This is a genomic window from Stomatobaculum sp. F0698, from assembly GCF_030644385.1.
Lineage (GTDB): Bacteria > Bacillota > Clostridia > Lachnospirales > Lachnospiraceae > Moryella.
In genome coordinates, this window is sequence record NZ_CP130060.1 from 1596516 (window position 1) to 1615567 (window position 19052).

A 19052-nucleotide genomic window follows, 5' to 3' on the forward strand; every position below is an offset into this window, starting at 1 on the left:
CTGTTTTGCCTTCCGCTGTCAACGATTTTTTTGAATTTATCGGCGTTGCAATTCATCGGAATCGAGCACCAGCGTGAAGGGTCCCTCGTTCACAAGCGCAATCTGCATATCCGCGCCGAACACGCCCTCTTCCACGGTCTTGCCGATTCCCTCCCGGCGGCAAGCGTCGAGGAGATAGCGGTAGAGCCGCTCCGCGTGTTCGGGCTTTCCGGCCTTCACAAAAGAGGGGCGATTTCCCTTTCTGCAGTCCGCATAGAGCGTAAACTGGGAAATCACGAGCACACTGCCCTCAATCTCCGCAAGGCTCAAATTGGTCTTGCCGTTTTCATCCGGGAATACCCGAAGTCCCGCTGTCTTTTTGAGCATGCGGTCTGCGGTCTCCTCGGTGTCGCTGTCCGAGATACCGACCAAAATAAGATAGCCTCTTTCGATTGCGCCGGTCACACGCCCTTCAACCGTACAGGATGCCCGACTCACGCACTGAATCACAAATTTCATAGGAAACGCATGACCTCCTCTTTCAATGTCTCTCTGCGGTCTCTCAGCAGCAAAAGCTGATTGTAGCGCGCATAATCCTCGTGTCCGGTCTCATCCGCGAAGGCGAGCGCCGCGCGGTTCGCATTGAGCTCGGTCAAAAAGAGCGCGAGCTCCTGGCCCTCACCGAAGCCCTCGGCGGTAAAGCGAAGCGCCGCGCTGAGAGCTTCGGCGGTCTCTGCTTCCCGCTGCTTCCGCCCTGCCTCATCCGCGGCAAAAGCCTCCCGAAGGCGCGAAAAGGCCTCGGTTTCGGCGACGCCGGACAAGAGCGCCTCATAGCCCTTGAGCCGCGCGAGTTCTTGCTCGAGTCGCTGCTCGCGCTCCGGAGAGAGGGCATCCGCCGCGCGCTCGGTCGAAAGCCGCTGCGCCGCAAGGAAACGCTCCTCCGAGAGCGCCGCAATCACGCTGCCTCCCGACTCCTCCGCTTCCCGCACGCGCTTCAAGGCCGCAAAGACCTCTTTTTGCACGCGGAAGTCCTGTTGCCACTTCCGGAAGCGCTCGCCGAGCGCCGAGGCGAGCAGGGCGATAAAACTGAGCTTTTCATCGAAGCCCGTCTTTTTAAGCCGCTTCGCATCCGCCTTTTCCTCGCCGCTGAGTATCGCCGCAATGTTATAAAGTGCCTCGTACTTTCGATAGAGGAGATAGTAGCGATAAAACTTCTCCGCAGTCTCCGTGTCCTGCAAAAAGGAGCTCATGAAACCCTCGGTCACGCTGAGTCCCAGTGCCTCATAGGCCTTCAACGAATCCGAGAGATCCTCCCAGCCGCGCGCGGTCACAAATCGCTTGCCTGTCTCGCCCGCGCGCACAAAGAAGAAGGCCTCGGGCTCAAGATCCAGGAAGGCGAGTACGGCGCCGTGCATGCCGCGCTGCAGGGCATAGCCCTTCCAGACACCGTAGTCCGCCGTCACGCGGAGTTCGCGCACGCGGTCCTTGGTCACCACATCAAAGTCCCGCACCGCGCGGTTATACTCGGGCGGATTGCCCGCGGTCACAATGACCCAGCCCTCCGGCACGCGGTGGGTGCCGAAGGTCTTGTACTGCAGAAACTGTAACATGGTCGGCGCAAGCGTCTCGGAAACCGTGTTGATCTCGTCAAGGAAGAGTATCCCCTCCCGCTTGCCGCTCTTCTCCATCATCTCATAGACCGAGGCCACAATCTCGCTCATGGTGTAGTTCGTGGTTTTCTGCGGTCGGCCGTCGAAGAGCTGCTCGGTCACGACAGGCAGACCGATGGCGCTCTGGCGCGTGTGATGGGAAATGGTATAGGAGACAAGACCGAGTCCCTTTTCCTCGGCGAGCTGACGCATGATTGCGGTCTTTCCGATGCCCGGCGCGCCCATCAGGAGGATGGGGCGCTGCCGCTCCCGCGGAATCCGATAGTGCCCGCTCTCGTCCTTATAAAGATACGCGTCGATTGCGCGGGATATCTCCTCTTTTGCCTCTTGAATGTTCACGCTTCTCTCTCCTCCAAATAAGCCTTGAGTGCCCAGGCAGGCACCCGCTCTTCCACGCTCTCATCGCGCGCGGGAAACACAAAAACCGTCTGATAGGGGCTCGCTTCGCGCGGAAACGCACCCTCGCCGTCGGTAAAGTAAAACAGTCCGCGGAGCTCTGTCAGCTCGCCTTTTGCCTGCAGGTCTTCGACATAGCGAAACACCGGACGAAAATCCGTGCCGCCGCCGCCCGCAATCTGTAAGTGCTCGCGCGCGGCCTCGAGTTCGCCGAGGCTGCGGCAGCGCCTGTCTTCACGCACAGCCTCGTCGCACTGAATCACATGAATTTCCGCATCGCGGAAAAAGGCCTGCTCTTCCCGGAATATACCCAGGGTCTCCGCAAAAAATTGCTCCACATCCCCGTGCTGGGTCGAGGCCGAGCTGTCGATTGCGATGACCAGTGCGGCAATGCGCCGCTCCTCGCGGTACTCGTTTTCCTCGATTAAGGGCATATTGCCGTAGTGCTCCATGCCGTAGTTGTAAAAGGCATAGTCAAAGGCATCCGGGTCTATCTCCATAATTTCCTTGGAGACCGCAAAGCGGCGCAGGAGTTCCCCATAGGAGAGTCTCGCCTCGCCCTGAATGTGCAGCGCGCGGAGAAAACTCTCTTTGCCGCTGCCCGCCTCTTTCCCTGCGGCGATCAGCATTTTTTCGACATGCTCCGCCGCATCCTCCCAGCGTTTCTCCTCGGAGGGCAGAGACTTTTCCTCTGTCTTCGGCGGCTTGGTCTCCGGATTTTTCCAGAGACTGTGGTCGCAGCGCCAAAAGGTCTCGCGGAGCTCTTCCCGCTCGTCAAAGCTTAAGTCCATCCCCTGCAGACTGCGGTAGATGCGCTCTGCCGTCATAATGCGGCTATCCGTAAGAAAGCGCTCGTACCAAGCGCGCCGCGTATCGCTCTCTGTCTCTATTAGGATGTCTTCATCCAGAGAGTCCGCGAGGTACTCGACCGCGATATCCGCCGCGATATCCCAGTCCTCCCGGGCGCGCGCTTCCTCCGGCACGTGATAGACATGGCGGAAGATGCAGTGCAAAAAGAGGTGAAAGCAAGTGCGCCTGAGTGACCGCGGATCCTCAAGAAAGGCCTGCATGAGATAGCGCGGCTGGTAGGCGACCGTGCTTCCGTCCGTGCCTATGTTTTGAATGCGCAGATCCATCTGCGGGCTGAGCAGAAAGAAGGCGCCGCGAAGAAAGGGGAGCGCGAGCCCGAGCTCGGTCACCGTATAATTCCATATTTTTTCGCTTGCCGCCTCTAAGGCTTCCCGATTGCCGCTCATTGTTCTGTTCTCCTCAGAGCGAAAAGTCCGTGCTCTGTCTCTGTTCCCTGCCCTGCAGGAGTTCGGCGCTCAGCTCAACGAGCTTCGCCTTTCCCGCCTCATGAAGCGCATAGCGCCGCGCTTCTTCGGAGAGCAGTTGCTCTCGCCTGAGCCAAGTCAGCAGCGCAACGAGGCGCGCCCTGTCATGACTTGCCTCCCAGTCCCGAAAGGCAAGTTCTGCCGCGGTCTCGCTCTCGGCCGCGAGATAAGCCCTGTACTCCTCGCGCCGCGCCTCCGAGAGGCGGTAGGGGTAACGTAAGCGCCCCATCGCAATGCGGCAGGCAGGTTCCCGCTCCGCCGCCGCGGCGCGCGCAAACTGGCGGTCATACTGGTAAAAATCTATGCTTCGCCGCGTCACGCACTCTCGGAAGGCATAGCCGCAGCCCTCGATTCGCGGGTGTATGGCGCGCGCCATGGTGTCTTCATCGAACTCATTTTGAAATGACGGAAAGTAGAGTTCCGCCTCTCCATCCGAGAGTTTCAACTCACAGCGAAAGGCCGGTTCCGGCTCGGTGAGCAGCGCGCGCAGCGCATAAAAATTGCCCTGCGCGGCGTAGTGCACGCTCTGCAGGGCCTCACAACCGCGGAACACGCCGTCGCCGAGCTCGGTGAGGGTCTCAGAAAGCGAAACCCGTATGAGTTCCGGCGAGGCGTAACAGGCAAAATCTCCGATTTCCGTGACTTGCTCGGCAATCCGTATGCTGCGCACCCCGGAGAGCTCTCGCAGTGCATTTTTGAGGATGCGCCGCACGGGCTTTCCGTCCTGCGTCCCGGGAATCACAAGTTCCGCCTCGGGGGCTTGCACCCCCGCCACCGAGAGCGTTCCGTCCGCCGCTGTTTCATACAGTAACACGTCGCTTAACGCTCCGTAAAATGATTGATGTTGCCGGCCGCATCCAGGGTGAAGCTGCCGTTTAAAGAAACCCACTGCTCACGCTCGTTAAAGCCGCCCCGGAAGCCATCGCGAAGACCGTTTCCGGCCGCCGTCAGATACTGCTCCGCCGTTATGCTGCGCTCGCCGTTTCGCACCTCGGCGTCCTTATTGATGCGGACCTTACCCGTATAGTAGAGTTCACCGCTCTCCGCCGCAATATAATAGGCCTTTTTCCCCTTGGGCGCGACTTTTCGGAGAATAAGCTGCTCGTCTGTCTCGAAACCGCTGCGCGAAAAGACCCGGCTGCCGTCCTCCCGCACTTCCGCGAGCACATAGCTCCGGTCGTCAATGCGGAAAGAATCGCCGACCGAAAGCGCCTCGACCGCTTCCGCATCGTACTTCACCGCCGCATAGAGCGAAACAAAGTCCAGCTCATAGTAGCTTCCGCAATCTTTCACGGTGGTCAGCGGACGTGCATTGTCGCCGTTCCGACTCACAAGATAGGGCTCACGCAAGCGAAAGGCCTCCGTCAGCGACTCATAGGAAAAGGTCCCCGCGCCGTTTGTGCCGCTCTCGCTTCCCGCAAATTGGGACAGATTCTGATTCGCCGCCGCCTTTTCGGTACGCGCGTTGACGCGGTAGCGATCCGCCACAAAAACTTTATCGGATGCCACGGTCCGCTTGCCGCGAAACACAGTTGCCGCCTCCGCTGCCTGCGGGAGCGCCGTGGAAAGAACCGCCGCTGCCGCAAAAGAAATTATTACTCGTCTGACTTTCATCGTCATATCCTCCGCTCAACTATATTCTAGCCTTTCTCCCCCGCAAAGCCAAATAAAACTTATGCTTCTCTCTCTCCCGCGAGCTCACGCACCACCTCGCCCGCGAGTATCAGTCCCGCGACTGCCGGGACAAATGCCGTGCTGCCCGGGATATCCCGGCGCTCGGTGCACTTCCGCTCGGTGCCGGGCGGACACACGCAGTGGCTGCGGCAGCTGATGCTCGGATCCTCCAAGGGTCTGACCGGTGCTTCGGTCGAATAGACCACCTTGCATTTCCGTACGCCCCGCTTCTTTAACTCGCGGCGCATAACGCGCGCCAACGGATCCACACTGGTCTTGTAGATATCCGCAATCGCAAACTTGGTCGGGTCCAGCTTATTGCCCGCGCCCATGCAGCTGATGATTTTGGTACCAGCCTCTCTTGCCTGCAGAATGAGCTGAATCTTACCGGTCACGGTGTCGATTGCATCGACCACATAGTCGTACTCCCGGAAATCAAAGTGATCCGCGGTCTCCGGCAGATAAAACATGCGATGCATGGTCACACGGCAGTCCGGATTGATTTCCGCCACTCGATTTGCCGCGACCTCAACCTTATATTTGCCGATTGTTGAACGCAGGGCAAGTATCTGGCGGTTTAAATTCGTGAGACAGACCTTGTCGTCATCGATTAAATCCAGCGCGCCGACACCGCTCCGCGCCAGTGCCTCCGCGACATAGCCGCCCACGCCGCCGAGTCCGAAAATCGCGACGCGGGACGCCTTGAGTCTCTCCATCGCCGGGACACCGAGCAAGAGCTGCGTTCTCGAAAACTGATTTAACATGTTGCCTCCGTAAGTTTTCCCGCGAGCGCCGAGGCTGCCGCGGTCTTCGGGGACGCGAGATATATCTCCACCTTGGAACTACCCATTCTGCCGAGAAAGTTTCGGTTATTCGTCGCGACCACGCGCTCGCCGTCCGAAAGGATACCGCCGGTGCGGCCGCAGCAGAGTCCGCAGGACGGATGGGTAATCATGGCCCCCGCCGCCGAGAGAATTGCCAAGGTACCGTTTGCCTCTGCCTCCTCCCAGATTTTCCGGGAGGCCGGGGTCACAATGAGTTTCACAAAGGGCGCAATGTGCTTACCCTTCAACACTTCCGCAGCCGCCATCAGGTCCTCAAGCCGCCCGTTCGTGCAGGAACCGAGGAAAACCTGGTCAACGGCTACGGGCACAAGCTCCTTCACCGGCGCGACATGGTCCACATTCGAGGGCAGCGCCATGACGGGCACAAAGTCCTCCGCACGGTACCGAAGTACCCGCTCGCAGGGCGCATCCGCATCGCCCGCAAGGGCACGCTCCGCTTCCGTGAGTTCGATTCCGAGATATTCCGCAGTCTTCTCATCCGGGGCAAAGAGCGCACACTTTGCCCCCGCCTCAATTCCCATATTTGCCATGGTCATGCGGGATGAGAGGCTCATTGCCTCTACCGTGTCGCCGGTAAACTCGAGCGCGCGGTAGGTTGCGCCTGCCGCCGTCAAGTCCCCGATGATGCGGAGTATCACGTCCTTCGACATTACATTTGCCGGGAGTTTCCCGTTGATTTCAATGCGTATGGTCTCCGGCACGCGGAGCCAGATTTCGCCTGTTCCGAGCACCGCCGCCATCTCCGTGTAGCCGATGCCGGTTGAAAACGCACCGACACAGCCGTAGGTTGTCGTGTGGCTGTCCGTTCCGAAGACCAAGTCGCCGGGCTTCACATAGCCCGCCTCGGTCATGAGCTGGTGGCAGATGCCGTCGCTCCGGTGCAAATTCGGGACACCGTACTTTGCCGCGAACTCGTTTGAGAGCTTGTAGGCTCTGATATCGTCAACCTGACTTGCCGGCACCAGATGGTCGCAGATAATCACGACTTTTTCGGGATCCCAAAGCTTTTGAAATCCCATCTCCTCAAATTTTGCCGCGATGAAGGGCATCATGATGTCGTCCAGCATCACGCGGTCCGCGCCGACCGTCACAATGTCGCCGGGCTTTACCGCGTGCCCGACCTTTGCGGCAATCAGCTTTTCTATCATTGTCATTTTCATCTCAGTTAAGCCCATTTCTCTTCCGCATCGCCTTGACCAGTCCGCCCGCATTCAAGATCTCCATGAGATTTTCGGGCAGTGCCGCGATTTTGTAGTCCTTGCCGTTTGCGTGTATCTTTTCACCGACCGTCACCGTAAGCGTATCGCCCTCACACACCTCGTCGGGAAGTTCCCGGCACTCGATTAAGAGGAGGCCGTTGTTAATCGCATTCCGAAAGAAGATGCGCGCAAAACTTTTCGCAATGACCGCGCGCACGCCGAGCGCCTTCACGACCTCCGGCGCCTGTTCGCGCGAGGAACCGCAGCCAAAGTTCTCGCCGCCCACAATAATATCGCCGGGTTCTATTTTACCGGCAAGTTCGGGGCGGAGCGGCGAAAACGCATAGGGCTTCATCTCCGCAATGGTCGGAAAGACCAGATATTCGGTCGGGAGTATGATGTCGGTATCGATATCATCTCCGAGTTTCCAAACTTTTCCCTGAAATTCTTCCATCTGCCGCCTCACTTTGTCAGGCTTTCCGCCGTGCAAATGACGCCCTTCACGGCGCTTGCCGTGACTGTCGCCGCACTCGCAAGGTACACATAGGAATCCTTGTGACCGGAGCGCCCCTTAAAGTTTCTGGTTCCCGTGCTGATCAGGGTCTCGCCCTCACCGATTACGCCCTGACAGGAGCCCCAGCAGACCGAACAGTTCGGGTTCATTACGATGGCCCCCGCATCCATGAAAATTTTCAAGAACCCCTCGCGGAGCGCCTCTTCATAGACCGCGCGACTCGCCGGCACCACAAGAAAGCGCACGCTGTCCGCAACCTTTCTGCCGCGGAGCAGTTCGGCGCCGACACGGAGGTCCTCGATTCTGCCGTTGTTGCAGGAGCCGAGGAAGGCCTCGTCAATGGGAATGCCGCTGCATTCCTCCGCCGGAACCACATTGTCCACGAAATGCGGCTTTGCGACAATCGGACGAATTTCCGAGAGATCGATTTCAAACACCTCTTCATAGTCCGCATCCGCATCCGGATTTAAGACGGCGACCGGCTCTCTGCCCTGCTCTTTTAAATAGGAGAGAGTCGTCTCATCCACCTCGCAGAGTCCGGTCTTTGCGCCGGCCTCGACGCAGAGATTGCAGAGCGCCGCGCGGTCCGCAATGCCGAGGCTTCTAAGGCCCTCGCCGCCGAACTCCATGGCCTTATAATTCGCGCCGTTTGCGCCTATCTTGCCGATGATAGTGAGAATTAAATCGCGCGCGTAGACACCCGGGCGCAGCTTGCCGCGAAGTTCAAAGCGCAGGGTCTTCGGGACCAGCACCCAGCTCTGTCCCGTGACCATCGCATAGAGATAGTCCGTGCAGCCCACGCCGGTTCCGAACGCGCCGAGCGCGCCGTAGGCACAGGTGTGAGAGTCCGCACCGAAGATAAACTGCCCCGGGGACACGTACTTTTCAAGCATGATCTGATGACATACGCCCTCTCCCTCATAGAAGGCAATGCCGTTTGCGCGCGCAAAGTCGCGCATCTTCTTATGCGAGGCCGCTGTCTTCACCGAGTCCGCCGGCACGTTGTGATCTACAATCCAGACCAGTTTATTCTTATCCGCAATGCGCGGGTGCTTCAGGTTCTCGTACATGCCGATGGTGAGATGGGTCGTGCCGTCGTTTGACATCATATAGTCGAGCGTGACCGTCTCGATATCGCCCGCGTGCACCTCCGGCTTCCCCGCCGCGCGCGCAATGATCTTTTCCGCCATTGTCATAGCCATTATGCTTCCTCCCGATTCAGCGCCGCAATGAGTCCGCCCCGGTCCAGAATTTCCTGCATCTTCTGCGGCAGCTTGGTGCAGCGGTGATTCTGTCCGCCCACCGTGACCGTGCCGTTCTCGAGGTCGAGCGACAGTTCCTCTCCGGGCTTCACGCGCTCAATCAAATTCTCGCAGACAATAACCGGAAGACCGATATTAATCGCATTTCGGAAGAAGATGCGCGCAAAGCTGTTTGCAAAGACAGCCCGCACACCGAGCGCCTTTAAGACAGCCGGCGCCTGCTCTCTCGAAGAGCCACAGCCGAAATTATCGCGCGCCACCACAAAATCACCCGCCTGCACCGCAGTTGCAAAGTTCTCGTCCAGGGACTCAAAGCAGTGCGGCGCCATCTCCTCAACACTCGGGTACAGGAGGTACTGCGACGCGATAATCTGATCCGTATCCACGTCGCTGCCAAAACAAAATATCTTTCCCATGTCTCTCCTCTTCCGTTTTTTCCGCCTATTTTAACATAGCTTTTCAATAGGTTCAAACCCTTGCCCATTCGTGATAAAATACTCACATTGAAAAAGGAGGATTTCTATGTGCGGAATTGTTGGATACATCGGCAAGCGACAGGCTGCCCCCATTTTGCTGGAGGGCTTGGAGAAGCTGGAATACCGAGGCTATGACTCCGCCGGTATTGCCGTCCGGGACGGCGATCGGGAACCTGTTGTTGTCAAGGCCAAGGGGCGGTTGCGCGTCCTCGCAGACAAGACCGACAACGGCCGGGCGCTGGAGGGTTGCTGCGGCATCGGGCACACCCGCTGGGCAACGCACGGCATTCCCTCCGAGAGCAATGCACACCCGCATGTCTCTACGGACGGTTCTGTGCTCGCAGTCCACAACGGCATTTTTGAGAATTATCTGGAAATCCGGGAGAAGCTCTCCCGCCACGACTACCGCTTCTACTCGCAGACCGACACCGAGGCAATCGTTAATCTGATTGACTACTATTATAAGAAGTATAAGGTGGGCCCGATTGACGCGCTCGCAAAGACTCTGGTGCGCGTGCGCGGCAGCTATGCGCTCGCCGTCATGTTCCGGGATTACCCGAATCAGATTTACATTGCGAGAAAGGACAATCCGCTGATTGTCGCGCTCGGCGAGGGCGAGAACTTCATCGCCTCGGATCCCTCCGCCTGCTTAAAGTACACACGCCGCGTCTGCTACATCGACAATCTCGAAATGGGCTGCGTCACCGCGGAAGGCGTGACCTTCTATGACTTAAACGGCGATGTGGTCGAGAAGACGCCGGTGCTCATTGACTGGGATGAGAAGGCGGCGGAGAAGGGCGGCTACGAGCACTTCATGATGAAGGAGATTCACGAGCAGCCGAAGGCCATCGCGGATACCTTCCGCGCCTACTTATGCGGCGAAACCGAAGGGGAAAAGCTCGACTACCATGTGGATCTCGCGAAGCTCGGTCTCAGCGACGAATTGATTCGCGGCTTCAACGGCATCACCATTATAGGCTGCGGCTCCGCCTACCATGTCGGCGTGACCGCCCAGTACGTGATTGAGGACCTCGCAAGGCTCCCGGTCCGCGTTGAGTTCGCCTCGGAATATCGCTACCGCCACCCGGTCATTGACCCGAACAATCTGGTCGTCGTAATCAGCCAGTCGGGCGAAACCGCCGACACGCTCGCGGCAATGCGTGAGGCAAAGGCCCATGGCTTAAAGACCCTCGCCATCGTAAACGTAATCGGCTCCCTCATTGCCCGCGAAGCGGACTTTGTGCTCTACACCTATGCGGGCCCGGAGATTTCGGTTGCGACCACCAAGGCTTACTCGACCCAGCTAATCGGCACTTACATGCTTGCCATCTGCCTCGGCAAGGCGCGCGGTCTGATTGACGAGCGCGAAGAGCAGCGCCTGCTCGCCGAGATTGCGGCCCTGCCCGAAAAGGTACAGCGCATCATTGACGACAAGGAACGCCTCCAGTGGTTCGCCGCAAAGTTCAGCAACGCGAAGGATGTCTTCTTTATCGGCAGAGGCATAGACTACGCCATCTGCATGGAAGGCAGCCTCAAGATGAAGGAAATCAGCTACATTCACTCCGAGGCCTACGCGGCAGGCGAGTTAAAGCACGGTACCATAAGCCTGATTGAGGACGGCACCCTGGTAATCGGCGTGCTCACCCAGTCCGAACTCTACGAGAAGACGCTGTCTAACCTCATCGAAGTGAAGAGCCGCGGCGCCTACCTCATGGGACTCACAAGCTCCGGGAATTACGACATTGAAGACACGGTGAACTTTGCCTTCTTCCTCCCGAAAACCGACGAACGCTTTGCCGACAGCCTCGCGGTCATTCCGCTTCAGCTTCTCGGCTACTACCTCGCGGTTTCGAAGGGACTCGATGTCGATAAGCCGCGAAATCTCGCAAAGTCCGTGACCGTCGAATGAGCCTTAAATTAGAGGCGATTCATCATGTCGCCGTCATCGCAACGGACTATGCGCGCAGCAGACATTTTTACGCGGAAATTCTGGGTCTCCCCGTAATCCGGGAACACCGGCGAGAGGCAGCGGGCGATTGGAAAATTGACTTTCAGCTCGGCAATGCCGAACTGGAGCTCTTTGTGAAGCCCGACGCACCGCCGCGTAAAAGCTATCCGGAGGCACAGGGGCTGCGTCACCTCGCCTTTCGGGTTGCCTCGGTTGCGGAAATCGCAGAGGCCCTTCGGAAGGCCGGTGTCCGCGTGGAGCCCCTCCGCACGGACGCTTACACCGGAAAGGCCATGTGCTTCTTCTTTGACCCGGACGGGCTTCCGCTCGAACTGCACGAATGAGCGGAGTCCGCATCAAATGAACAGACAAGAAAAAAAGCGGCTCGCGCCGCTTTTTTTCTTGTCTGCAATTAGCGAATCAGGTGGCCCTGCATCTTGCCTGCCTGGGTCTCAAACTCGTGCTCGACACCATCGATGGTATAGGTGCCCGTAATCATTCTTCCCTGAGAACCGTCTGCGATCGGGTTCAGGTAGTACTTTCCGGTATTGTCCTCAAGCCAGCCGGTCTGCATCCAGCCGTGGCTGTCAAAGAAGTACCAGTCGGTTCTGCCGTTGTAGCTGAGCTTTGCCCAGTTCGTCGCGTAGCCGCCGTTCGCATAACGGTACCACCAACGGCCGTTCACCACGAACCACTGACCTGCGCCGGTCTGCACCGAAGCGCTCTTGGTCCAAACGCCCTTGGTTCCAACGCGGCCGCCCGAAGAACGAACGTTTCTGCCGCCGCCACCGCCGCCGCCCACGCGGCCGCTGCCTGCCGGGGTCGCACTGCTCGGCGTCGCAAAGCTCGAAGAAGCCGTGGTCGAAGTTGCGCTGCTCGGCGTCGCTGCGCCGGGCGCCGCGAATGCCGCACTCGCAGCCGCAATCGAAAGCGCTGCTGTCAGAGCGAATGCAAAAATTCCTTTTCTCATTTCAACTCTCCTTTTGTAACTCTGAGGCTTAACAAATAATTAAGCAATCCACAAGCATTTACTAAGACTTATACTTGTCAAAGCCGAAAATGTCAAGTATTTCCGCAAAATTCCCCTGTAAAATCCCGGGAATTAAGGCTTTTTCCGCTTCGTCTGTACATTCATCACAAATCGCCGCGCTTCTCTTGCAGTAGGGACAAAATGCCTCTATGCTTTTACTGTGCAAGCAACTTTGCATTTGTGACAGAAAGGAGCTCTCATGCAAACTCACAAGCGGCCGACAAAACGCCAGGTCTCCGACACCATGTTGCTCACCGCCTTTCTTGCGTTCAGCGGCGGCTTTCAGGACGCCTATACCTATATTGTCCGCAATCATGTCTTCGCAAACGCCCAGACCGGAAACATTGTGCTGATGTCCACCAAATTTCTTGCGGGCGATTTCAGCGGCGGCATCCGCTATCTCTTCCCGCTCTTTGCCTTTGCGGGCGGCATCTTTGCCGCGGAACAATTCGAGGGGAAGTTCAAACAATCACGCCGCCTGCACTGGCGGCAGGGCATCCTGCTTGTTGAGATGCTGCTTCTCGGCTTTGTCGGCTTTATCGGCGCGGAATGGAATCTCGAGGCCAATATGTTGGTCTCCTTTGCCTGTGCCTTGCAGGTACAGGCCTTCCGCAAGGTAAACGGCAACGCCTATGCGAGCACCATGTGCATCGGAAATCTAAGAAGCGGCACCGCCGCGGTCTCCGATTTTCTTCGCACCAAGAACCGGTCTCAACTGGAGCGTGCCCTCTACTACTTTGGCGTCATCCTGATCTTTGGACTCGGCGCCGGTGTCGGCGGAAATTTGTCTCCGCTTTTCGGCATCAAAGCCGTTTTATTCTGCCCCCTCTTTCTCGCGGTCGGCGTACTGCTGATGTTTGCGGAGGAACGCTGAGAAGCGCAGCAGAAGCAACACAAGCAGGAAAAACACCGCACACATCCCGGACAGCGACACATTCAGACGAAGCGCCGTCACGGTGCTGCAAACGGCAACCAAGGCCCCGATTAGCAGGGTGAGGCAGAGCATTTCGCGCAAGTTCCGCGCAAGCAGGCTCGCCGCAGCCGCAGCCGCGATAAAAAAGGCGATGGAGAGCACGGCGCCGACACTCTGAAAGGCTACCACCGCACTGAAGGCGCTCAGCGTGAGCAGCATATAGAAAATGCGCGTGAGCGGCAACCCGAGCAGGCTCGCATACGAAGGATCGAAGCAGGCATAGCCGAGCGGCCGAAAGCAGACAAGCACAAAAATCAAATTGACCGCGAAGAGCAACAGATTCGCAATCACCGCGCGCGGCAGCCCGAAGCTTTGCAGAAAGGGCGCAAACAGCGGATTTCCCATCAGAATGAGTTCCGTGTCGAGGTGCACGTTCCGAAAGCAGCGCGTCACCAGGATTACACCGAGCGAAAAGAAGACCGGGAAGACCAGACCTAGCGCCTCATCTCGCGCGATATGACAACGCAATGCAATCCATTCGGTGAGAAGAATGCTGAAAAGCCCGAAGAGTGCTGCCGAGACAATGAGCACGGGGGAGTTTAAGTCTCGCACAAAAAAGAAGCCGAGCGCTATGCCGAGTAAGACTGCGTGGCTCACCGCATCCGCCGTCATCGAGAGGCGCCGCAGTACCAGAAAGCAGCCCGGAACGCCGAGGCAGAGGGAGGTGCTGAGCAGCACCAAAACGACATCTATCATCCTCTCTCCTTTCCGAGGCGAACTAAAAAGGCCGCAAGCGTAAAGGCGCCCATGCAGAGTATAATCATGGGTCCGGTTGAGATTCCCTCCGATACCGTACTCACGGCGCAGCCGAGCAGGGCGCTGAGCACCGCCATCAGCGCAGCGAGCGGCAAGACTGCGGAAAGTGTCTTGGCACACTGCGAGGCCGCGATACAGGGCATCAGTAAGAAGGCCGAAATCAGCACGGCCCCGACCGTGCGTATGCCGAGGGCTATCACGGCGACCGTCAGAAACAGCATGACCGCGCCCATGAGCCGCTCCGAAATGCCGAGCGAAGCCGCATAGCCCGGGTCGAAACTCGAATACTGCAAGGGCCTGCGAAAGAGCAACAGAAGAACCGAGAGCAGCACCGCCCCGCAGAGCAAAAGCAGCACATCCCGTCTTGTCATAAAAGCAGCCGAACCAAAAATATAGACGCGGAGCCCCGACTGCGAGGCATTGCGAAAGTCCGGATTTCCCTGAATGAAGGTCTTTAGCACCATGCCAAGTCCGAACATCCCCGCGAGCACCGTTGCGAGAACGGCATCCGGCGCGAGCTTCTTTTCGCCCTGCAGCCAGAGAATCAGGGCATAGGAAAGCGCCGCACTTCCGGCCGCACCGAGGCAGAGAATCAGCGGATTGCGGCTTCGAAACAACATAAAAAAGAGCACCACCCCCGGGTAGGAGGCGTGCCCCAGCGCGTCGCCGATTAAACTTTGTCCCCGGTATACACTGAAGCAGCCTATCACCGCGGCAATTGCGGCGAGCAACGCCGCGCCGCTCGCGACCACCCAAAAATCGTAAGATAATAAAAGTCTCATCACCGCCACTTCTCCGCCTGAAACACCTCGCCGTAACAGCGCCGCATAGCTTCGCTCACCACAACATCGCATGCCTCACCGGCCGCCTGAACCGTTCCGTCATCGAGGAGGACCGCGCGGTCAAAGTAGCGCGTAATCGTGTGGACATCGTGATGTACGGCGACCACGCTCTTCCCAGCCTCGACAAGGGCCGCCAGTTTTTCCATGATGGCGCGCTCGCTCCGGTAATCCACCCCGGCAAGCGGCTCATCCAAAAAGAACAAATCCGCATCCTGTACCAACGCGCGCGCCAAAAAGACACGCTTTTTTTGTCCGCCCGAGAGTTCGGAAATCTGCCGCTTTTTAAGATCCGTGAGTCCCAGTTCTTCCAGCGCCTGTTCGACGCGTTCCTGTTCCGCCTTGCCGGGCTTTCGAAACCAGCCGAGCGAAAAAAAGAGCCCCATCTCTGCGACACCCTGCACGGTAATCGGAAAATTCCAGTTCACCTCTGCGCTCTGCGGCATGTAGGCGATACGCGCCCTGACCTTTTCAAGCGGCTCCCCGAAAATCTCCACCGTTCCGCTTTTCGGTTTCAAAAAACCGAGCATGGTCTTTAACAGTGTGGATTTTCCGGCCCCGTTCGGTCCGATTAGGGCAATTCTCTCCCCCGCGGGCAGAGAAAAAGCGACGTCTCGCAGCACCGTCCGCTTTCCGTACCCTGCAGACAGTTGATGCACTGCGACCGCCGCTCTCTCTTCGTTCATGCTTCTCTCCTCGCGCTTATTTTAAATGCGCCGCAATCAATTTTACATTGTGTTCCACCATCGTGATATAGGTGTCGCCGTCCTCGCCCTTTTGCGCGAGCGAATCGCTGTAGAGTTCCTCATTGCCGCCACTCACCACTTCAACCGCAAAGCCGCGCGCCGCGCAGCTTTCCTGTAGCTTCTTCATGCGTGCCGGGTCCGTTGTGGACTCCGCAAAAATCGCCTTGATTTTATGCGCGACAATAAAATCCGCCGTCTCCGCCATGTCATTGGTCGAGAGTTCCGCATCCGTGCTGACACCCTGGGGTGCCTTCACCTCAATGCCGTAGCGCCGCGAGAAATAATGGAAGGCATCGTGGGGCGTGACCAGAATGCGACTCTCCTCCGGAATTTCCGCAAGCGTCGAGCGGATTTCCGCATCCAAAGCCTCGAGTTTTGTCCGGTATGCATCCAGATTTGCCCGAATCTCCTTCTCGTGCGCGGGAATCTTCTCAATCAGCGCCTTGGCCGCCTCATCGCAGGCCTTCTCATAGAGTTTCACATCGAACCAAAAGTGCGGATCCGCAGCATTTGCCGCGAGCCCCATGCTGCTGTCCGCAGACAGAATATCATCCTGCGTAAAAGATGCCGTGACCGCATGGCCGTTGACCGCCTCCAAGAGTTCCGTCATATGTCCCTCAAAGTGGAGACCGTGATAGAGCACCAACTCCGCATTCTTAAACTTCTCCCGGTCCTCCGGCTTTGCCTCATAGCTGTGCGGATCCTCGCCCGCCGGTATGACCAGCGCAATATCGGTATAGTCGCCCGCAAGCTGTTCCGTCATATCCTGCAAAAAGGTCGTCGTAACCGTCACCTTTAATTTCCCGTCCTCGGCCTTGCTCTCTGCCGCCTTGCTCTTCTGCCCGCAAGCCCCAAGTGCCAGTAACGCGAGAAACGCAAGCCCAAACTTCCGCAACTTTCTCTGAATCACCAATACACTGTTCACTATCGTTTCCTCCGTTCCAATTTGATTAGTCTGGACTAATCTATCTAAAACGAAGATAGCATAAACTAACTACATCTGCAAGTCTTTTCCGAATTATTTTTTGACAAAAAAAGGAGAAGACTCTCCGAGGGAAAGGCTTCTCCCGGCTTATCCTTTGACAACTCGCGAGACAGGTGAGCCTCTGCCCTCACCGAAATGGGTGTTATGATTGCCCGCCGCCTGCAGCAGACCATAGACTTCTGATTTTCTCGCATCCCGCATTCCACCGATTTTCCCACGCAAAAAAGCGGAAGGCTTTGTTTCCAAAGCCTTCCGCTTTTCCTCTTCATCGGGGTGACAGGATTCGAACCTGCGACATCCTGCTCCCAAAGCAGGCGCCCTACCGGGCTGGGCTACACCCCGCACGACGTCTACTATACTGTATTCCGAAGTGAAAGTAAATCGAAATTCCCGCTCCCCGGCGCTCAGCGCTCTTTTGCGGAGAGAAGTTCACGCAACTTCTCCTGCATCTGCCGCAGGGCCTTGCCGCGGTGGCTGATTGCGTTTTTCTCGTGTTCGCTGAGTTCTGCCGAGCACTTTCCGTATTCCGGCAAATAGAGTATGGGGTCGTAGCCGAAGCCGTTTTCGCCTGCGGGTGCCTTCGCAATCTGTCCTTCCATATGCGCTTCGCTGAGAAGCCGGGTGCCGTCCGGGAGTATGCAGGCAATGGCCGCCGTAAAGCGGGCACTTCGCGCTTCTCCTTCTACGCCCTCGAGTCTGCGAATCAGCTCCGCATTCTTCTCGGCATAGGAGGTGTCGCGTCCCAGCCAGCGCGCCGAGTAGACCCCGGGTTCCCCGTTCAAATAATCGACACAGAGTCCGGAATCATCCGACATCACAATGGCGTCTGGGCGCAGCGCATGCACGGCCTCCGCCTTAATGAAGGCATTTTCCGCAAAGCTCGCACCGTTTTCCTCCGGGTCCGAGACCAGTCCCGCCTCCTTGAGCGAGTACAGTCTCACCGGGAGACCTTCGAAAATCTCCCGAATTTCCCGCATTTTATTCTCGTTTCCCGTCGCAAAGATAATGTCCCGCATCTCACTCCCCCTGCTTCTCTGTGCGCTTTTCACGCTTCGGCGGCTTTTTCCCGAGGAACTGGTAGAAGTAGGTCTTCATCATACCGTTGTAGATTTTTCGGTTCTTATCCGCCTTTCTGCCGATGCACTTTTCCGCATCCGGGAAGGCCGTGATGAGATAGAGTGACCAGTCCTGCAGCGCGCGGAAGCGCTCGCCGAGGGTGCGGTAGAGCGCCTCAACCTCCGCTGCCTCGCCGCTCTCACCCATGAGTCTTGCGCCGTAAGGCGGATTGGTCACGATAAAACCGTACTTCTTTGCATGGCTGAACTGCGCCACATCCCGCTCCTGAAAGTGTATCAACTCACTGACACCCGCCTGCTCCGCGTTAATCTTTGCGCGGCGTATCACGCTGCCGTCAATGTCAAACCCCTGGAGATCGGTCTCCGGCTTCGGAATGAGCAGCTCCTGCGCCTCGTCAAAGCTGTTATACCAGATTTTCTTCGGAATCAAATGCTCCCAGTTTTGGCTCAAGAATTCGCGGTTCATGCCCGGCGCCATATTGGACGCCATCATTGCCGCTTCAATTAAGAAGGTTCCGCTTCCGCAGAAGGGATCCGCGAGGATGCGGTCCGCATGCCAAGGGGTCAGAAGGAGGAGTGCCGCCGCGAGGGTTTCGGTAATCGGCGCACGCGCCGTCTCCGTGCGATAGCCGCGCTTATGCAGGGAGACACCGCTCGTATCCAGCGCGACCGTCACAATGTCCTTCTGGATGCTCACGCGGAAGGGATAGCTCTCCCCTGTCTCGGGGAAGGGCACCGCGCCATACTGCTTCTCCATGGAACGCACCATGGCCTTCTTCATGACAGACTGGATGTCCGAGGGGGAGAAGAGCTTCGAGTCCACCGAAGTTGCCTTCGCAACCCAGAAGCGCCCGTCCCGCGGAATCAGTTCGCCGAAGGGCAGGGCCAGAGTGCCCTGAAAGAGCTCCTCGTAGCTGGTCGCCCGAAAGCGTCCCAGCTCGATGAGCACGCGCTCCGCAGTTCTGAGCCAGAGGTTGGCTCTCGCGATTGCCTCCGCATCGCCGAGAAAGCTCACTCTGCCGTTATCCACCGCCGTAATATCGTAACCAAGTTCCGTAATTTCCCGCTTCAATACCGCCTCTAAGCCGAAATGGCAGGGCGCCGTCAATGTAAATGTATTCTTCATAGGGAGAGTGTACGCGAAAACGGGGGGCACTGCAAGCCGAAGCTCTCCGAATGCGCGTATTTTTGTCGGAAGCTCTGCCGAACTACCGGGCCAACTTCGACCCTAACGCAGTTAGATTCCGCAAAGCCTTCGTCCGGCTTCCGATTCCGCCTCTCGTCCCGGTGCACAAATACATCTTGCGCCGTAACTCTGTTTTCAACGCCTGAAGGTTTTTACAGCAACTT

General features: G+C 57.7%; 20 protein-coding genes and 1 tRNA gene. 3 read left to right on the forward strand and 18 right to left on the reverse strand.

Going from position 1 to position 19052, the window contains the following annotated elements:
• Window positions 1-36: 36 nt before the first annotated feature.
• Genes dtd through QU660_RS07275 form a run of 10 tightly spaced genes read right to left on the reverse strand, consistent with a single transcriptional unit; the run spans window position 37 to window position 9289 of the window.
• A complete protein-coding gene (gene dtd / locus QU660_RS07230) occupies window positions 37-498 on the reverse strand; it encodes a D-aminoacyl-tRNA deacylase (RefSeq protein ID WP_304945857.1) in 462 nt (153 codons plus the stop codon).
• Entirely contained in the window at window positions 495-1988 is a 1494-nt protein-coding gene (locus tag QU660_RS07235) for an ATP-binding protein (RefSeq protein ID WP_304945858.1), read from the reverse strand. The genes dtd and QU660_RS07235 overlap by 4 nt, the downstream gene beginning before the upstream one ends.
• Window positions 1985-3301: a vWA domain-containing protein gene (locus QU660_RS07240; RefSeq protein WP_304945859.1), complete on the reverse strand. Its 1317-nt coding sequence runs from the start codon at window positions 3299-3301 to the stop codon at window positions 1985-1987. Before QU660_RS07240 ends, QU660_RS07235 begins: the two co-directional genes overlap by 4 nt.
• Window positions 3302-3314: 13 nt before the next feature.
• Window positions 3315-4193 carry a leucine-rich repeat protein gene (locus QU660_RS07245; protein WP_304945860.1) on the reverse strand — a complete coding sequence of 293 codons (879 nt, stop codon included), beginning with the start codon at window positions 4191-4193 and terminating at the stop codon, window positions 3315-3317.
• A 5-nt stretch (window positions 4194-4198) separates the two neighbouring features.
• A complete protein-coding gene (locus tag QU660_RS07250) occupies window positions 4199-4993 on the reverse strand; it encodes a hypothetical protein (protein WP_304945861.1) in 795 nt (264 codons plus the stop codon).
• Between the two features lie 59 nt (window positions 4994-5052).
• Entirely contained in the window at window positions 5053-5817 is a 765-nt protein-coding gene (locus QU660_RS07255; protein ID WP_304945862.1) for a tRNA threonylcarbamoyladenosine dehydratase, read from the reverse strand.
• Entirely contained in the window at window positions 5811-7058 is a 1248-nt protein-coding gene (locus QU660_RS07260; protein WP_304945863.1) for a 3-isopropylmalate dehydratase large subunit, read from the reverse strand. The genes QU660_RS07255 and QU660_RS07260 overlap by 7 nt, the downstream gene beginning before the upstream one ends.
• 1 nt (window position 7059) lies before the next feature.
• The gene (locus QU660_RS07265) at window positions 7060-7551 is read right to left on the reverse strand and encodes a LeuD/DmdB family oxidoreductase small subunit (RefSeq protein ID WP_304945864.1); all 492 of its coding nucleotides are present in this window, start codon (window positions 7549-7551) and stop codon (window positions 7060-7062) included.
• Window positions 7552-7559: 8 nt separating this feature from the next.
• On the reverse strand, window positions 7560-8813 hold the full coding sequence (locus tag QU660_RS07270) for a 3-isopropylmalate dehydratase large subunit (RefSeq protein ID WP_304945865.1): 1254 nt from the start codon (window positions 8811-8813) through the stop codon (window positions 7560-7562).
• Window positions 8813-9289 carry a LeuD/DmdB family oxidoreductase small subunit gene (locus QU660_RS07275; protein WP_304945866.1) on the reverse strand — a complete coding sequence of 159 codons (477 nt, stop codon included), beginning with the start codon at window positions 9287-9289 and terminating at the stop codon, window positions 8813-8815. Before QU660_RS07275 ends, QU660_RS07270 begins: the two co-directional genes overlap by 1 nt.
• A gap of 106 nt (window positions 9290-9395) precedes the next feature.
• Between QU660_RS07275 and glmS the strand changes: the two genes are divergently transcribed.
• The gene (gene glmS, locus QU660_RS07280; protein WP_304945867.1) at window positions 9396-11258 is read left to right on the forward strand and encodes a glutamine--fructose-6-phosphate transaminase (isomerizing); all 1863 of its coding nucleotides are present in this window, start codon (window positions 9396-9398) and stop codon (window positions 11256-11258) included.
• Window positions 11255-11641 (forward strand): SMU1112c/YaeR family gloxylase I-like metalloprotein, encoded by a 387-nt coding sequence (gene gloA2, locus QU660_RS07285; RefSeq protein ID WP_304945868.1) that lies wholly within the window; start codon window positions 11255-11257, stop codon window positions 11639-11641. The genes glmS and gloA2 overlap by 4 nt, the downstream gene beginning before the upstream one ends.
• Before the next feature lie 68 nt (window positions 11642-11709).
• Here gloA2 and QU660_RS07290 read toward each other — a convergent pair whose 3' ends face one another.
• The gene (locus tag QU660_RS07290) at window positions 11710-12267 is read right to left on the reverse strand and encodes a hypothetical protein (RefSeq protein WP_304945869.1); all 558 of its coding nucleotides are present in this window, start codon (window positions 12265-12267) and stop codon (window positions 11710-11712) included.
• Between the two features lie 259 nt (window positions 12268-12526).
• On the opposite strand from QU660_RS07290, the gene QU660_RS07295 reads away from it, so the two are divergent.
• Window positions 12527-13201 (forward strand): YoaK family protein, encoded by a 675-nt coding sequence (locus QU660_RS07295; RefSeq protein WP_304945870.1) that lies wholly within the window; start codon window positions 12527-12529, stop codon window positions 13199-13201.
• On the opposite strand, the gene QU660_RS07300 is transcribed toward QU660_RS07295, so the two are convergent.
• The 7 genes from QU660_RS07300 to QU660_RS07330 all read right to left on the reverse strand — a co-directional run bounded on the left by QU660_RS07300 (window position 13142) and on the right by QU660_RS07330 (window position 18828).
• Entirely contained in the window at window positions 13142-13996 is an 855-nt protein-coding gene (locus QU660_RS07300) for a metal ABC transporter permease (RefSeq protein ID WP_304945871.1), read from the reverse strand. The genes QU660_RS07295 and QU660_RS07300 overlap by 60 nt on opposite strands.
• Window positions 13993-14838 carry a metal ABC transporter permease gene (locus QU660_RS07305; RefSeq protein WP_304945872.1) on the reverse strand — a complete coding sequence of 282 codons (846 nt, stop codon included), beginning with the start codon at window positions 14836-14838 and terminating at the stop codon, window positions 13993-13995. The genes QU660_RS07300 and QU660_RS07305 overlap by 4 nt, the downstream gene beginning before the upstream one ends.
• Window positions 14838-15581 carry a metal ABC transporter ATP-binding protein gene (locus QU660_RS07310; protein ID WP_304945873.1) on the reverse strand — a complete coding sequence of 248 codons (744 nt, stop codon included), beginning with the start codon at window positions 15579-15581 and terminating at the stop codon, window positions 14838-14840. Before QU660_RS07310 ends, QU660_RS07305 begins: the two co-directional genes overlap by 1 nt.
• A 16-nt stretch (window positions 15582-15597) precedes the next feature.
• Window positions 15598-16566 (reverse strand): metal ABC transporter solute-binding protein, Zn/Mn family, encoded by a 969-nt coding sequence (locus QU660_RS07315; RefSeq protein WP_304945874.1) that lies wholly within the window; start codon window positions 16564-16566, stop codon window positions 15598-15600.
• Window positions 16567-16894: 328 nt separating this feature from the next.
• Window positions 16895-16968, reverse strand: a tRNA-Pro gene (locus QU660_RS07320).
• A 62-nt stretch (window positions 16969-17030) separates the two neighbouring features.
• Window positions 17031-17642, reverse strand: coding sequence for an RdgB/HAM1 family non-canonical purine NTP pyrophosphatase (gene rdgB, locus QU660_RS07325; RefSeq protein ID WP_304945875.1), 612 nt, complete (start codon window positions 17640-17642; stop codon window positions 17031-17033).
• 1 nt (window position 17643) lies between these two features.
• Window positions 17644-18828: a THUMP domain-containing class I SAM-dependent RNA methyltransferase gene (locus QU660_RS07330; protein ID WP_304945876.1), complete on the reverse strand. Its 1185-nt coding sequence runs from the start codon at window positions 18826-18828 to the stop codon at window positions 17644-17646.
• Window positions 18829-19052: the final 224 nt, after the last annotated feature.